Source organism: Cedecea neteri (assembly GCF_000757825.1).
GTDB lineage: Bacteria > Pseudomonadota > Gammaproteobacteria > Enterobacterales > Enterobacteriaceae > Cedecea > Cedecea selenatireducens.
In genome coordinates this window covers 3329030-3344231 of sequence record NZ_CP009451.1, presented here as the reverse complement: position 1 = coordinate 3344231, position 15202 = coordinate 3329030, and the positions used below count along the sequence as shown (strand labels likewise).

Here is a 15202-nt window from a genome sequence, read left to right as displayed (position 1 = left end):
AAACCCACGTGGAGGGCGTTATGCCTGACAATAAAAAATCCGGGCGTTCAAACAAAAGCATGACCTTTTTCGTCTGCTTCCTCGCCGCACTCGCCGGCCTGCTGTTTGGCCTGGATATCGGCGTAATTGCCGGTGCGCTGCCTTTTATCGCTAAAGACTTCGCCATCACTTCCCACACCCAGGAATGGGTGGTGAGCTCAATGATGTTCGGTGCCGCCGTCGGGGCCATCGGCAGCGGCTGGCTCTCCTTCAAGCTGGGCCGAAAATACAGCCTGATGATCGGCGCCGTGCTGTTTGTGCTCGGCTCCCTTTGCTCGGCCTTTGCGCCTAACGTTGAAGTGTTGATTGTTTCCCGCGTCCTGCTGGGCCTTGCCGTCGGCGTAGCTTCCTACACCGCGCCGCTGTACCTGTCAGAGATTGCGCCGGAGAAGATTCGCGGCAGCATGATCTCCATGTACCAGCTCATGATAACCATCGGTATTCTGGGCGCTTATCTCTCTGATACCGCCTTCAGCTACACCGAATCCTGGCGCTGGATGCTTGGGGTTATTACCCTGCCTGCCCTGCTGCTGCTGGTTGGCGTATTTTTCCTGCCGGACAGCCCGCGCTGGTTTGCCGCCAAGCGCCGTTTCCACGATGCTGAGCGCGTTCTGCTGCGCCTGCGTGATACCAGCGCAGAAGCGAAACGTGAGCTGGAAGAGATCCGCGAAAGCCTGAAGGTAAAACAGAGCGGCTGGTCGCTGTTTAAGGACAACTCTAACTTCCGTCGCGCGGTCTTTCTTGGCGTACTGCTGCAGGTTATGCAGCAGTTCACCGGCATGAACGTCATCATGTACTACGCACCGAAAATCTTCGAAATTGCCGGGTTTGCCAACACCACGCAGCAAATGTGGGGCACCGTGATCGTCGGCCTGATTAACGTGCTGGCGACCTTCATCGCCATCGGCCTGGTGGATCGCTGGGGACGTAAGCCTACGCTGGTGCTTGGCTTCATGGTCATGGCCGTTGGGATGGGCGTGCTGGGCACCATGCTGCACATCGGTATCCACTCTCAGGGCGCGCAGTACTTCGCGATTGCCATGCTGCTGATGTTCATCGTTGGCTTCGCCATGAGCGCGGGCCCGCTGATTTGGGTGCTGTGTTCTGAAATCCAGCCGCTCAAAGGGCGTGATTTCGGTATCACCTGCTCCACCGCCACCAACTGGATTGCCAATATGATCGTTGGCGCCACCTTCCTGACCATGCTGAACACGCTGGGCAACGCCAACACCTTCTGGGTTTATGCGGCGCTGAACCTGTTCTTCATCGTCCTGACGCTGTGGCTTATTCCTGAGACAAAACACGTCTCGCTGGAACACATCGAACGTAACCTGATGAAAGGCCGTAAATTACGCGAAATCGGCGCGCACGACTAAGCTCTAACGGTCCCTCCCGGTGACGGGAGGGGCTTGCACCGCGCTTCCCGCCCCATTATTCTCTGCCGTTATGAAAGCCCCCCGACTCCCTATCGCCATCCAGCAAGCCGTGATGCGCTGCCTGCGTGAAAAGCTTCAGCAGGCCAACTCGCATTTAGGCACGCATTATCCTGAGCCCAAAATGGTCTATCAGCAGCGCGGCACCGCTGCCGGAACCGCCTGGCTGGAAAGCTACGAAATTCGCCTCAATCCGGTGCTACTGATGGAAAATCAGCAGGCTTTTGTGGACGAAGTCGTTCCCCATGAGCTGGCTCACCTGCTGGTCTGGAAGCATTTTGGCCGCGTAGCTCCTCACGGCAGAGAGTGGAAATGGATGATGGAAACCGTGCTTGGCGTGCCCGCTCGCCGCACCCATCGGTTTGAAGTAGATTCGGTACGCAAAAATACCTTCCCCTACCGCTGCCCCTGCCAGCAGCATCAGCTCACCGTGCGCCGCCACAATCGGGTTCTGCGCGGTGAAGCAGAATACCGCTGCACTCATTGCGGGCAGCTATTAAAACCCGACGTTACAACCCCATGTAATTAATCATTTATTTCTGGAATTTTTACACCATCGCCGATTGAAACTGGATATCCGATCAGTTAGGGTGCGGGCACGTTTTAGTAAGGATTCTAGAAATGTCTCGCAAAATTTCTTGGGCTGTTGCATTCGTTGCAGCTCTCAGCTCGCTTCCCGCATTTAGCTCCGGCATCAACAGCTTCGCCCAGGCCAAAACCGCAGGCGTAAAAATCAATGCCGATGTCCCGGGCGACTTCTACTGCGGCTGCAAGATCAGCTGGCAGGGCAAAAAGGGCATCCCGGACCTTGAGTCCTGTGGCTATAAAGTGCGGAAAAACGAGAACCGGGCTACCCGCATTGAGTGGGAACACGTCATGCCAGCCTGGCAGTTCGGCCACCTGCTGCAATGCTGGCAGGACGGCGGGCGTAAAAACTGCGCCAAAGACCCCGTTTACCGCAAAATCGAAAGCGATATGCATAACCTGCAGCCTGCCGTCGGCGAGGTTAACGCCGACAGAAATAACTTCATGTACAGCCAGTGGAACGGCGGTGAAGGGCAATATGGCCAGTGCGCAATGAAGGTTGATTTCAAAGATAAAGTGGCCGAACCGCCGGAGCGTGCGCGAGGCGCAATTGCCCGTACCTATTTCTACATGCGCGACCAGTACCAGCTTTCGCTTTCACGCCAGCAAACCCAGCTTTTCCAGGCCTGGGACAAACGCTATCCGGTCAACGACTGGGAGTGCGAGCGGGATGAACGTATTGCGAGAGTCCAGGGCAACCATAACCCATATGTGCTACGGGCTTGCAAGGCGCGAAACAGCTAACCTACACTAGCGGCAATTCTTTATTTGCTGTGACGAAACATCGCCCTTTCGCCAACAAAGGCCGGGGCTGAAAAATCCCTTCTCCCTTTTGGGAGAAGGTCAGGATGAGGGTCAAGTCCTGCAGCGCAACTAATCGGAAACTATTTCATGCGTATACCCCGCATTCACCACCCTGAAAATCTCTCCGTTGGCCAGGACGTACTTCTGAGCGAAGATGCGGCAAACCACGTAGGACGGGTGCTGCGTATGGGCGCAGGCCAGGCCATTCAGCTGTTCGACGGCAGCAATCAGGTGTTCGACGCGGAAATTGTGCAGGCGGATAAAAAAAGCGTGCGCGTAAAAGTGCTGGCAGCCAGCCAGGACGATCGTGAATCACCTCTCTGGCTGCATCTCGGCCAGGTCATGTCACGCGGCGAAAAAATGGAATTTACCATTCAAAAGGCCGTGGAGCTGGGCGTGAACGTTATCACCCCATTGTTTTCCGAACGCTGCGGGGTAAAACTGGACGCTGAAAGGCTGAGCAAAAAGCTCCAGCAGTGGCAGAAGATTGCCGTCGCCGCCTGCGAACAATGCGGCCGTAACCGTGTGCCAGAAGTTCGCCCGGCGATGGAGCTGGAAGCCTGGTGCGCCGAGCAGGATGCAGCTCTAAAACTTAATCTACACCCTCGCGCCAGCGCCAGCATCAACACCTTACCGCAGCCGGTCGAGCGCGTGCGCCTGCTGATTGGCCCGGAAGGGGGCCTGACGGCGGATGAGATCGCCATGACCGCTGAACACCAATTTACTGATATTCTGTTGGGACCGCGCGTTCTGCGTACTGAGACCACCGCGCTCACCGCCATTACCGCACTGCAGGTGCGCTTTGGCGATCTGGGCTAAAGGAGAACAACAATGATCAAGCTCGGCATCGTGATGGACCCCATCGCACACATCAACATCAAAAAAGACTCCAGCTTTGCCATGTTGCTGGAAGCGCAGCATCGTGGTTACGAACTGCACTACATGGAAATGGCCGATTTGTATCTGAACAATGGCGAGGCACGCGCACGCACTCGCCTGCTCAGCGTCGAGCAGAATTACGATAAGTGGTATGAGTTTGGCTCCGAGCAGGATATCGCCCTGGCAGACCTGAACGTCGTACTGATGCGTAAAGACCCGCCATTCGACACCGAATTTATCTACGCGACCTACATTCTTGAGCGCGCAGAAGAGAAAGGCACGCTGATCGTTAACAAGCCGCAAAGCCTGCGCGACTGTAACGAAAAGCTGTTCACCGCATGGTTTGCCGACCTGACGCCGGAAACGCTGGTGACCCGTAACAAAGCGCAGTTGAAAGCCTTCTGGCAGCAGCACGGCGATATCATTATGAAACCGCTGGACGGCATGGGCGGCGCGTCTATCTTCCGCGTGAAGCAGGATGACCCAAACATCGGCGTTATCGCAGAAACCCTTACCGAACTGGGCACCCGCTACTGCATGGCGCAGAACTACCTGCCGGCCATTAAAGACGGCGACAAGCGCGTGCTGGTGGTAGATGGTGAGCCGGTGCCTTACTGCCTGGCACGTATTCCGCAGGGCGGCGAGACTCGCGGCAACCTGGCGGCCGGTGGCCGTGGTGAACCTCGTCCACTGACCGAAAGCGACTGGGAAATTGCCCGCCGCGTTGGGCCAACGCTTAAGGCTAAAGGCCTGATTTTTGTTGGCCTGGATATCATCGGCGATCGCCTGACTGAGATTAACGTCACCAGCCCAACCTGCATCCGTGAAATCGAAGCCGAATTCCCTGTGTCGATTACCGGCATGCTGTTCGATGCCATCGAAAAACGCCTCGCACACTAAGCGCATCCGGGCGGGTAACGGTTACCCGCCCATTCCTTCAAAGGCGCGATACAGGCCGGGTAGCCGCTCTTCCTTCATTAGTGGTAAGCTGGCCACTCTTCGCGCAGCCACTGCCGCTTTTATCAACCGGGATCAGAACCTCTGACAATGAATTTACAGCATCACTTTCTTATTGCCATGCCGGCTCTTCAGGACCCCTTATTTAAGCGCTCTGTAGTCTATATTTGCGAATACAACGATGAAGGCGCGATGGGGATTATCATCAATAAACCGCTGGAAAATCTGCAGGTTGATGGCGTTCTCGAAAAGCTAAAAATTGAACCAGAACCGCGTGATACCGCGATTCGCCTGGATAAGCCCGTTTTCATCGGCGGCCCTCTGGCGGAAGACCGCGGCTTCATCCTGCACTCGCCGCCGGGCAACTTCGGTTCGAGCATCCGCATTTCCGACGACACGGTGATCACCACCTCGCGGGACGTGCTGGAAACTTTAGGCACCGAAAAGCAGCCGAAAGAGGTGATTGTTGCCCTCGGTTACTCCTCCTGGGAAAAGGGCCAGCTTGAGCAAGAAATCATGGAAAACTCATGGCTGACGGCGCCTGCCTCTCCTGAGATCCTGTTCCATACGCCGATTGCAGACCGCTGGCGCGAAGCCGCCCGCCTGATAGGCATCGACATCCACACTATGCCAAGCGAAGCGGGGCACGCCTGATGAGCAGCGGAACCTTAATGGCCTTTGACTTCGGGACGAAAAGCATCGGTGTCGCTATCGGCCAGCGAATTACCGGCACAGCCCGGCCTTTAACCGCGCTTAAAGCGCAGGACGGTACCCCGGACTGGAACGCGGTAGAAAAAATCCTGAAAGAGTGGCAGCCGGAAGAAGTGGTGGTTGGTTTACCGCTGAATATGGACGGCACCGAGCAACCTCTGACGGCACGCGCCCGCAAGTTCGCCAACCGCCTGCATGGCCGCTTTGGGGTGAAGGTCTCTCTGCAGGACGAGCGCCTGAGCACCGTCGAAGCCCGCGCAGGGCTGTTCGAACACGGTGGCTTCCGCGCCCTGAACAAAGGCAGCATTGACTCCGCTTCGGCCGTTATCATCCTCGAGAGCTGGTTCGAATATCACCCGTGAAGGGATTAGCTGTTGGGTGCTTCGCTTCCTGCGTTCAGCAGGCTCATGCCTCGCGGCAATCGCCAGAAAATGGCTGCGGTCCCGGTAGCCTGATGAAGGCTGCTTTACACGGGAATCAATACGGCGCAGCAGCGCGTCCGGCAGCGTGATATTTAACCGCTGCTGTTTTCCTTCCAGCGCTGATAAATCTACATCAACCAGCAGCCATTGCTGACAGTAGGCGTACTCCGGGTCGGCGGCATAAGCAAAAGGCCCTGCATCACGAAGCTGCGTAATATCTTTTCCGCTTTCTACCATTAAATCGACAATCGACAGCACCGCGTCCTGCACCATCGGTGCGATATCAGCCTGGCTATCCGCCGCGGATACGCAGCCAAAGTCATCGTTGCATAGCGCGGGGACGACCAGGCCAAACGCTTCGTTTTCAGTTGCCGGTAACTCTACACCAACAGAAAAAAACATCTTTAACCTCCGGCTGTGCAGGCTAAATCCCTGCCATTTTGCGTATGGATTTGACGGTACCGATGGGCAAATCCTTTTTGGGATGCGGAATGGGGAAAGTTTTTCCGGTTTCAGGCGACCACCAGATCCAGTGACTCCCCCCGGAACGTCTGACGGATTCACACCCTGCAGCCCTCAATTCCTTAATTAGCTCGGCTGAGGTCATCATGATCTCCCTGGCTGACAAGGAATATACACACCAATACACACAGAAGCAACAAAAGCGTTCAAAGCGGCACCTCCCATGGCTCACTGACTGCCAGGTCGCCCTCGCCAATGCTGCCCTCACGCAGCCGCTGTGCCTCGCTTTGAGCAAAACTTTGCATACCTTGCTGCTGACCGGTTTGTAACACACCAGGCAGTTGATGCGTTTTCCCTTCACGAATCAGGTTTGCCACCGCTGAGGTGTTAACCAGCAGTTCGTAAAGCGCCACCCGACCACCGTCACGCGACGGTACCAGCTTCTGCGCCAGCACCGCTTTAAGGCTCCCTGCAAGCTGGGTGCGAATCAGGTTTTTCTCCTGGGCGGGGAATACATCCACCAGCCGCTCTACGGCCTGTGCAGCGCCACGCGTATGCAACGTCGCCAGCACTAAATGCCCGGTCTCTGCGGCGGTCAGCGCGAGGCCTATCGTTTCGCTATCACGCAGCTCCCCCAGCAGAATGACATCGGGGTCCTCCCTCAGAGCGGCTTTTAAAGCCGAGGCATAGCTTTCACAATGCCGACCTGGCTCACGCTGCTGAATCAGGCAGCGGCCGGAGGAATGAATAAATTCAATGGGGTCTTCCAGCGTCAGCACGTGGCCATCAAGATGCTGGTTGAGATGCTGGATCATCGCTGCAAGCGTTGTAGATTTCCCGCTACCGGTGGCCCCGGTAACCAGTATCAACCCCTCGCTTTCACGCAAAAGTTCGTTAATGTGAGCCGGCGTTTTCAATGCCTCCAGCGTCGGGCAGGATGATGCCAGCAATCTCAGCGCCAACGAGTGCCCTTCCTGGTGTAAAAAAGCATTTCCCCTTAGCCTGACGCCGCTCTCAAGCGTGAGAGAAAAATCCAGCTGCCCGGCACGTTTGAGCTGTGACGTCTGCTCTTCATTAAGCCAGGCACCCAAAACCTCTTCAACCTCCGGTGCGGCCTCCGGGCACAGCTCCAGCCTGCCGCGCTTTCGCCAACGCGCCGGTTGACGTGCGCACAGGTGTAGATCGGAGACATTATGCTTTACACTAAGGGCCACAATTTCTTCGATATCCATATCACTTCCAACGATCATGAATGAGATAGCGCACAATCTGGCACAGGTTCACGGGAAAATATCAGCCGCCGCTGCACGCTGCGGCAGAAGCCCTGAAGAAGTTACACTGCTTGCAGTCAGCAAAACTAAACCTGCGAGCGCCATCGCAGAAGCGGTCGCCGCGGGGCAACGTGCCTTTGGCGAAAACTATGTGCAGGAAGGCGTGGATAAGATTCACCACTTCGCTGAACAGGGCGTTGAAGGGTTGGAATGGCACTTTATCGGGCCGCTGCAGTCGAACAAAAGTCGCCTGGTGGCGGAGAATTTTGACTGGTGCCATACCGTCGACAGACTACGTATTGCCAGCCGATTAAGCGAGCAGCGCCCGTCAACGCTGCCGCCGCTGAACGTGCTGATTCAAATTAATATCAGCGACGAAAACAGTAAATCCGGCATCGCGTTAACCGAGCTGGAGCAGTTGGCTGCGGAAGTGGTGGCCTTACCGGGATTGACGCTGCGGGGATTAATGGCCATTCCTGCGCCGGAACCGGACTACGAGCGCCAGCTTGCCGTTTGCCGCAAAATGGCAGAAGCCTGCCATGCACTCAAAGACCGTTATGCAACGGTCGATACGTTATCTTTGGGCATGACCGATGACATGGAAGCCGCGATTGCCGCAGGCAGCACCATGGTGCGCATTGGAACCGCTATTTTCGGCGCGCGGGATTATTCCGCTCGTTAATCACCATCATTTTTGAGGAAAACCATGCTAACGTTGACTTTCCTGGTCAAAACCCTGATTGAGCTGTACGTAATGGTGCTGCTTATCCGTATCTGGATGCAGTGGGCACGCTGTGATTTCTATAACCCTTTTGCCCAGTTCATTGTCAAGGTCACCCAGCCTGTCGTCGGGCCGCTTCGCCGCGTGCTCCCGTCTATTGGTCCGATTGATACTTCATCCCTGCTGGTGGCATTTATCCTCACCACGCTGAAGTTCCCTATTTTGCTGTTGATTCAGTCCGGCGGGCTGTCGCTCGATCCGTTCAATTTAGTCATTGGCGTCCTGTCGCTATTGAAATCAGCCGGTACGATGGTGTTCTGGGTGATCATTATCCGCTCGCTGATGAGCTGGATAAGCCAGGGCCGTAGCCCGATTGAATACGTACTGATGCAAATGACCGAGCCAATGATGGCGCCGATTCGCCGCATTTTACCGGCCATGGGCGGGCTTGATTTCTCCGCTATGGTGGTGATTCTGATCCTTTATGCGCTGAACTATCTCGGTATGGATCTGTTCCCTGGTCTCTGGTACGCCATTTGAGTGCTGTCACTCAACTGCCTGACGGGCTGGTTTTGCGGCTGTATATTCAGCCCAAAGCCAGCCGCGACAGCCTGGTCGGTGTGCATGGCGACGAGCTAAAAGTCGCCATCACCGCGCCGCCGGTCGACGGGCAGGCCAACGCTCACCTGGTAAAATACCTGGCCAAACAGTTCCGGGTCGCGAAAAGCCAGGTGGTGATTGAGAAAGGCGACCTTGGCCGCCATAAACAAGTTAAAATTATCGGCCCACAGCAAATCCCGACGGAAGTCGCGGCATTGATTGAAACCCTCGAATAACGACAGGACTGGCTATGCAAAAAGTCGTATTAGCTACCGGTAACGCCGGTAAAGTGCGTGAACTCGCCGATTTGCTGGCGGATTTCGGCCTCGATGTGGTCGCGCAAACTGAACTGAACGTGGAGTCGGTAGAAGAGACCGGCCTGACCTTTATAGAGAACGCCATTCTCAAGGCCCGCCATGCGGCTAAAGTAACCGGGCTTCCGGCGCTGGCCGACGACTCTGGCCTGGCCGTGGATGCTCTGGGCGGTGCTCCGGGTATCTATTCCGCGCGCTATGCGGGCGAAGATGCCAGCGACCAGCAGAATCTCGAAAAACTTCTGGAAGCGCTGAAAGATGTGCCGGACGATAAACGCCAGGCTCAGTTCCACTGCGTGCTGGTCTATATGCGTCACGCGGAAGACCCAACGCCGCTGGTGTTCCACGGCAGCTGGCCGGGAGTGATTACCCACGCACCTGCCGGGCAAGGTGGCTTTGGCTACGATCCTATTTTCTATGTTCCGTCCGAGGGGAAAACCGCGGCCGAGCTGACCCGCGATGAAAAGAGCGCCATTTCCCATCGTGGGCAAGCGCTGAAACTGTTACTGGAAGCAATGCGTAATGGCTAATTTGCCACCTCTGAGTCTCTACATTCACATCCCCTGGTGCGTACAGAAGTGCCCATACTGTGACTTCAACTCCCACGCGCTTAAAGGCGACGTGCCGCACGACGAATACGTGAGCCATTTACTGCGCGATCTCGACCGCGACGTGCCGTTGGCTCAAGGGCGTGAGGTAAAGACTATTTTCATCGGGGGCGGCACCCCAAGCCTGCTGTCCAGCGAAGCCATGCAAACGCTGCTGGACGGCGTGCGCTCGCGCATAAAGCTGGCAGATGACGCAGAAATCACTATGGAAGCCAACCCCGGTACGGTTGAAGCCGACCGCTTTGTTGGCTACCAAAAAGCGGGCGTGAACCGCATTTCTATCGGCGTGCAGAGCTTTAGCGAACCTAAGCTAAAACGCCTGGGCCGTATTCATGATGCGGGCGAGGCCAAACGTGCGGCTAATCTGGCAAGCGGCCTGGGCCTGCGCAGCTTTAACCTTGACCTGATGCACGGCCTGCCAGACCAGTCGATTGAAGAGGCGCTGGACGACCTGCGCCAGGCCATTGAACTGAACCCACCGCATCTTTCCTGGTATCAGCTGACCATCGAGCCAAATACGCTGTTTGCTTCACGCCCGCCGAAGCTGCCGGATGACGACGCGCTGTGGGATATTTTCGAGCAGGGCGACAAGCTGCTCACCGCCGCAGGGTACCAGCAGTATGAAACTTCCGCCTATGCGAAGCCGGGCTACCAGTGTCAGCACAACCTGAACTACTGGCGCTTTGGCGACTATCTTGGCATTGGCTGCGGCGCGCACGGTAAAGTCACCTTCCCGGATGGGCGTATTACTCGCACGGCGAAAACGCGTCACCCGCGCGGCTATATGGAAGGAAAATATCTCGACCGCCAGCATGACGTGGAACAGGCTGATAAGCCGTTCGAGTTCTTTATGAACCGCTTCCGCCTGCTGGAAGCCGCGCCACGCAGCGAGTTCAAGCTCTATACCGGTTTAGATGAAGCAACGATTCGCCCGCAGCTGGATGAGGCGATGGCGAAAAACTATATGACTGAAACGGATGAGTACTGGCAGATAACCGAGCACGGGAAGCTGTTTTTAAACTCCCTGCTTGAACTGTTCCTTGCCGAGTAACCTCTTCCTGTGATGCCCTGGCCGGACGGCCAGGGCGGGCGTACGGATCAGTACTGGTTAAACATTTCCTGAATTTGCTTCGGATCGTTGGTTTTAGTCAGCGCCAGCTGCAACAGCACGCGGGCTTTTTGCGGGTTCAGCGAACCAGAGGCGACAAAACCATACTTCCCATCATCCACTTCCGCATCACGGGTAGTGTAACCTGTCGGCACTCGCGATGAGCGAACCACAACGGTCCCCTCGTGCGCGGCGGTCGCAAGAGTATCGAACACGGTCTTATACAGGTTACCGTTGCCCACACCGGCGCTAACGATCCCTTCATAGCCATCGTCCACCAGCGCTTTCACCGGCAGGTCAGAGGCATTAGCATAGTTATAGATAATACCCACCTTCGGCAGCTCGCTCAGCGTCGATACGTCAAACGGCGTGGACGTTGTGTGCTTACGCACCGGGGTGCGTTGATAGTCAATTTTGCCATTATGGATATAGCCCAACGGGCCAAAGTTGACGGACTTGAACGTCGCAACATCCGTAGTACTGGTTTTGGTGACGTCACGCCCATCCAGCACGGTATCATTCATTACCACCATCACCCCACGGTTGGCAGACTGCGGGTCAACGGCCGCGACCACCGCGTTATAGAGGTTAAATGGGCCATCGGCGCTCATCGAGGTCGACGGACGCATCGCGCCTACCAGAACCACCGGCTTATTACATTTCACCGTGAGATCGAGGAAATAGGCGGTTTCCTCCATCGTGTCCGTGCCGTGGGTAATAACAAACCCATCGGTTTTATCGCAGTCGGCGTTAATTTTCTTCGCCAGCGTCAGCCAGACCCGATCGTTCATATCCTGCGAACCGATATTAACGACCTGCTCGCCCTTCACCACCGCCAGATCTTTTAGCTGCGGTACCGCGTTAACCAAATTCTCTACGCCGACTTTACCGGCGGTGTAATTAGATTTCGTTGCCGAATCACCGCCTCCGGCAATAGTGCCGCCGGTTGCCAAAATAGTGACATGAGGCAAAGCAAGGGCTGCACTGCTGAACCCCATAACTACTGTGAGAAGCGCCATTTTTCCAAAAAACTTCATTTTATTTCTCCAGTTATGTGAATTTGCCGCATTATCCCAGCATCAAAGATGAATAATGTGACTACAGCCCATTAACCAGATAAACGCTCTCCAATAATCACGATTATTAGATACAGAAACCAATGAACAGAAAATAATAATAAATGGGAGGAAGCGGCCGGGAAAAAGCCGGCCTCTGGATTACTTAAGCCCGCTCACCAGCGCCTTGCGGCTCTGCTCAAGGGTGATCACGCGGTCACACACATCTTTACCGAACTTCTGAAAATCCGCTTCCTGATTATTCCACTCGTTCTGAACCGCCGTTTGCAGGCCGCCGAGGTTACCCAGCACATTCTGCAGCGGGTTGCCGCCGCCTTTCAGCACCGCCTGCGCGCCCATTTCATTAATGCTATCCTGCAGAATGCCGCCCATCGCCTGGTTCACCAGCTGCTGGCCATCGGCCCTCACCTGATCGACGGCTTTATAGTGGAACGTCAGCCCGTCCTGGCGGCGCTCGATAATACGGTTCATCTGCTCTTTTAGCTGGGCATCCAGCTTGGTCAGGCGGCTGCGCATGCTGCTGCTCTCCCCGACCTGCTTCGCAATAATGCCGTCCAGCGCTATGCGGCTTTTCTCTACGCGAGAACGGGCACCGTTATCAATCCACGGTAAATCCGTGCGCAGAGCTTTTTGGTAGTTCAACGCCTGCTGGCGCTGTGCCGCGCTCAGCGTCTTCTGAACGCCGTTGTATTTGACGCTGCCGTCAGGCGCAATCACCAGGTTGCCGTTCTCACCCACGACCTGAACGGACTGCGGGCTAATGACCACGTCATCGCGTGGATTTACGCTGCACTGATAGTCAGCGTGCGCCGAAGCGGCGGTGACCAGCAGTGCGCCTAAAAGAACCTTACGGATCATATTCTCTCCTGAAAAATCAGCTCCTGAAAAAAAGGCTGGTTAATTAACCAGCCTGTTTTTTGCTAACACTTAGTCCCACCAGACGTCGAACAGATCGCTAATGCGAACATCTTCGAGCTTGCGGTCTTCTAACCATTTACGCACCAGCGCCTGATGCTCTTCGGTGCATTTGCCAATCTCTTCCATGCACACCAGGCCTTCCCAGACCAGGTAACCACTGCCGTCAAACGCCAGCTTGTTCGGCGCAATCACTTCAGCGATCAGCTCGTCCACGGTTTTATCGATTTGCTCTTCGGAAGTGCCCTCCGGGAAGCGCCAGGCAATCGAGAACCCCAGTTCCTGGAACTCTTCGATGTGCATTTTCTTACGCAGACGACGGCTACGATTCTTTGCCATTATTTCACCCTCTCGAACATTAAGTCCCATACGCCGTGGCCAAGACGATGGCCACGTTGTTCAAATTTGGTCACTGGACGTGAGTCCGGACGCGGTACGTAGTCGTGACTCTCCGACTGGTTTTTATACCCTTCGATAGAGGACATCACTTCGAGCATATGTTCAGCATAAGGTTCCCAGTCGGTTGCCATATGGAACACGCCGCCCAGCTTCAGCTTACGCTTCACAAGGTCAGCAAACGGTACCTGAACGATACGGCGTTTATTATGACGCGCTTTATGCCATGGATCAGGGAAAAACAGCTGAACCATGTTCAAAGAATTGTCAGGAATCATGTTTTCCAACACTTCCACCGCGTCGTGGCACATCACGCGGAGGTTCTCCACGCCGGCTTCATGCGCGGTGCTCAGGCAGGCGCCCACGCCCGGTGAATGCACTTCAATACCGAGGTAGTTGTGCTGCGGATTGGTTTGCGCCATGGCCACCAGCGAAGTGCCCATACCAAAACCGATTTCCAGCGTGACCGGCGCTTCGCGGCCAAAAATCTCGCTAAAGTCGGCAGGCTCGGCCTGGAACTCAACGCCCATCACCGGCCAGTAGTTATCCAGCGCGTGCTGCTGGCCTTTTGTCAGACGCCCCTGGCGACGGACAAAGCTGCGGATGCGGCGCAGTACACGGCCTTCTTCATTAAATTCCGGTGAAATGACGTCATTCTTCATGGTTTTCTTAACGCTTCGCTTAGTGTTCGGGAAACGGGCATTATCCAAAGTTAAGGATGAGAAGCAAGTGGCAGAAAGTTCCGGTTTACAGCTTTACGCCTCTGTGCTGGAATCGGCACCTTTATTACACCTTTGCCGGATATCCCGCGTTGACGATGCAAGCTCCTCAATTCTCCCAACAAGTCCTCGACTGGTACCACAAGTATGGGCGTAAAACCCTGCCGTGGCAGCAGGAGAAAACGCCTTATAAAGTATGGCTCTCTGAGGTGATGTTGCAACAAACCCAGGTCGCGACGGTTATCCCTTATTTTGAGCGCTTTATGGCGCGCTTCCCCACCGTGACCGATCTGGCAAAAGCGCCGCTGGATGAAGTGCTGCATCTGTGGACCGGCCTGGGCTACTACGCCCGCGCCCGTAATCTGCATAAAGCCGCGCAACAGGTTGCCGATAAACACGGTGGCGTTTTCCCACAAACGTATGAAGAAGTCGCGGATTTGCCGGGCGTTGGGCGCTCAACCGCAGGCGCGATTCTGTCTCTTTCGTTGGGCAAACACTTCCCTATTCTCGACGGCAACGTTAAGCGCGTGCTCGCACGTTGTTATGCCGTTTCCGGCTGGCCGGGTAAAAAAGAGGTCGAAAACCGCCTCTGGGAAATAAGCGAGCGAGTCACTCCGGCGCAAGGTGTAAGCCAGTTTAATCAGGCGATGATGGATCTGGGCGCGATGGTCTGCACGCGTTCAAAACCCAAGTGCGAACTTTGCCCTCTGAGCAACGGCTGCGTGTCTTATGCTAATCACAGCTGGGCGAATTATCCCGGCAAGAAGCCTAAAGTGACGCTACCGGAACGCACCGGCTATATGCTGATGATGCAGCATGGCGATGAAGTATTTCTGGCACAGCGCCCGGCCGTAGGACTATGGGGCGGATTATTCTGCTTCCCACAGTTTTCTGACGAACAGGAATTGCATAACTGGCTGGAACAGCGCGGAATTCCGGCCGATAATCTCACGCAGTTAACGGCTTTCCGCCATACCTTTAGCCATTTCCATTTGGATATTGTGCCAATGTGGCTTCCGGTGTCGTCTACGGGCGGCTGCATGGATGAAGGCCCCGCTCTCTGGTATAACTTAGGCCAGCCACAATCCGTCGGGCTGGCGGCTCCCGTAGAGCGCCTGCTACAACAATTGCGTGCCGAACCGGTTGCCTTAGCGCCCGTTCGCGCCGAAGAAGAGGAATAAT

General features: G+C 55.6%; 19 protein-coding genes and 1 pseudogene. 13 read left to right on the top strand and 7 right to left on the bottom strand.

Annotated features, from left to right (window positions below; translation table 11 throughout):
- The first annotated feature begins 20 nt into the window (after nt 1–20).
- From JT31_RS15530 to ruvX, 7 genes are all read left to right on the top strand, one after another.
- Nucleotides 21–1415 carry a sugar porter family MFS transporter gene (locus JT31_RS15530; protein ID WP_038478992.1) on the top strand — a complete coding sequence of 465 codons (1395 nt, stop codon included), beginning with the start codon at nt 21–23 and terminating at the stop codon, nt 1413–1415.
- Between the two features lie 70 nt (nt 1416–1485).
- Nucleotides 1486–2001, top strand: coding sequence for a SprT family zinc-dependent metalloprotease (locus JT31_RS15525; protein ID WP_061275600.1), 516 nt, complete (start codon nt 1486–1488; stop codon nt 1999–2001).
- A gap of 92 nt (nt 2002–2093) precedes the next feature.
- On the top strand, nt 2094–2801 hold the full coding sequence (gene endA, locus JT31_RS15520; RefSeq protein ID WP_038478986.1) for a deoxyribonuclease I: 708 nt from the start codon (nt 2094–2096) through the stop codon (nt 2799–2801).
- 147 nt (nt 2802–2948) lie between these two features.
- Nucleotides 2949–3680: a 16S rRNA (uracil(1498)-N(3))-methyltransferase gene (gene rsmE, locus JT31_RS15515; protein ID WP_038478983.1), complete on the top strand. Its 732-nt coding sequence runs from the start codon at nt 2949–2951 to the stop codon at nt 3678–3680.
- 12 nt (nt 3681–3692) lie between these two features.
- Nucleotides 3693–4640 carry a glutathione synthase gene (gene gshB, locus JT31_RS15510; RefSeq protein ID WP_038478980.1) on the top strand — a complete coding sequence of 316 codons (948 nt, stop codon included), beginning with the start codon at nt 3693–3695 and terminating at the stop codon, nt 4638–4640.
- Between the two features lie 147 nt (nt 4641–4787).
- Nucleotides 4788–5351 (top strand): YqgE/AlgH family protein, encoded by a 564-nt coding sequence (locus JT31_RS15505; RefSeq protein WP_038478977.1) that lies wholly within the window; start codon nt 4788–4790, stop codon nt 5349–5351.
- Nucleotides 5351–5770 carry a Holliday junction resolvase RuvX gene (ruvX, locus tag JT31_RS15500; RefSeq protein ID WP_008461550.1) on the top strand — a complete coding sequence of 140 codons (420 nt, stop codon included), beginning with the start codon at nt 5351–5353 and terminating at the stop codon, nt 5768–5770. Before JT31_RS15505 ends, ruvX begins: the two co-directional genes overlap by 1 nt.
- 5 nt (nt 5771–5775) lie before the next feature.
- On the opposite strand, the pseudogene JT31_RS23225 reads toward ruvX, so the two are convergent.
- The 3 genes and pseudogenes from JT31_RS23225 to JT31_RS15495 form a co-directional block, all read right to left on the bottom strand.
- Nucleotides 5776–6232 (bottom strand): annotated as a pseudogene (locus JT31_RS23225) (type II toxin-antitoxin system HicB family antitoxin).
- 22 nt (nt 6233–6254) lie between these two features.
- Complete coding sequence (locus tag JT31_RS23220) at nt 6255–6437, bottom strand: type II toxin-antitoxin system HicA family toxin (RefSeq protein WP_071843019.1); 183 nt, start codon at nt 6435–6437, stop codon at nt 6255–6257.
- Between the two features lie 61 nt (nt 6438–6498).
- Nucleotides 6499–7524 (bottom strand): type IV pilus twitching motility protein PilT, encoded by a 1026-nt coding sequence (locus JT31_RS15495; RefSeq protein WP_038478973.1) that lies wholly within the window; start codon nt 7522–7524, stop codon nt 6499–6501.
- A gap of 16 nt (nt 7525–7540) precedes the next feature.
- Between JT31_RS15495 and JT31_RS15490 the strand changes: the two genes are divergently transcribed.
- The 5 genes from JT31_RS15490 to hemW are packed head-to-tail and all read left to right on the top strand — an operon-like array spanning nt 7541 to nt 10857.
- Nucleotides 7541–8245, top strand: coding sequence for a YggS family pyridoxal phosphate-dependent enzyme (locus JT31_RS15490; protein ID WP_038478969.1), 705 nt, complete (start codon nt 7541–7543; stop codon nt 8243–8245).
- A gap of 24 nt (nt 8246–8269) precedes the next feature.
- Nucleotides 8270–8824, top strand: coding sequence for a YggT family protein (locus tag JT31_RS15485; RefSeq protein ID WP_038478964.1), 555 nt, complete (start codon nt 8270–8272; stop codon nt 8822–8824).
- The gene (yggU, locus tag JT31_RS15480) at nt 8821–9120 is read left to right on the top strand and encodes a DUF167 family protein YggU (protein ID WP_038478961.1); all 300 of its coding nucleotides are present in this window, start codon (nt 8821–8823) and stop codon (nt 9118–9120) included. Before JT31_RS15485 ends, yggU begins: the two co-directional genes overlap by 4 nt.
- Before the next feature lie 14 nt (nt 9121–9134).
- Nucleotides 9135–9728, top strand: coding sequence for an XTP/dITP diphosphatase (locus JT31_RS15475; protein WP_038478959.1), 594 nt, complete (start codon nt 9135–9137; stop codon nt 9726–9728).
- Entirely contained in the window at nt 9721–10857 is a 1137-nt protein-coding gene (gene hemW, locus JT31_RS15470) for a radical SAM family heme chaperone HemW (protein WP_038478957.1), read from the top strand. Before JT31_RS15475 ends, hemW begins: the two co-directional genes overlap by 8 nt.
- 47 nt (nt 10858–10904) lie before the next feature.
- Here hemW and ansB read toward each other — a convergent pair whose 3' ends face one another.
- The 4 genes from ansB to trmB form a co-directional block, all read right to left on the bottom strand.
- Complete coding sequence (ansB, locus tag JT31_RS15465) at nt 10905–11951, bottom strand: L-asparaginase 2 (protein WP_038478953.1); 1047 nt, start codon at nt 11949–11951, stop codon at nt 10905–10907.
- Between the two features lie 180 nt (nt 11952–12131).
- Nucleotides 12132–12848 (bottom strand): DUF2884 domain-containing protein, encoded by a 717-nt coding sequence (locus tag JT31_RS15460; protein ID WP_038478950.1) that lies wholly within the window; start codon nt 12846–12848, stop codon nt 12132–12134.
- A gap of 69 nt (nt 12849–12917) precedes the next feature.
- Entirely contained in the window at nt 12918–13244 is a 327-nt protein-coding gene (locus JT31_RS15455; protein ID WP_008461534.1) for a YggL family protein, read from the bottom strand.
- Nucleotides 13244–13963 (bottom strand): tRNA (guanosine(46)-N7)-methyltransferase TrmB, encoded by a 720-nt coding sequence (trmB, locus tag JT31_RS15450; RefSeq protein ID WP_038478947.1) that lies wholly within the window; start codon nt 13961–13963, stop codon nt 13244–13246. Before trmB ends, JT31_RS15455 begins: the two co-directional genes overlap by 1 nt.
- Before the next feature lie 155 nt (nt 13964–14118).
- Here trmB and mutY point away from each other — a divergent pair, with 155 nt between their 5' ends.
- Nucleotides 14119–15201 (top strand): A/G-specific adenine glycosylase, encoded by a 1083-nt coding sequence (gene mutY, locus JT31_RS15445; protein WP_176981623.1) that lies wholly within the window; start codon nt 14119–14121, stop codon nt 15199–15201.
- The last annotated feature ends 1 nt before the right edge of the window (nt 15202 follow it).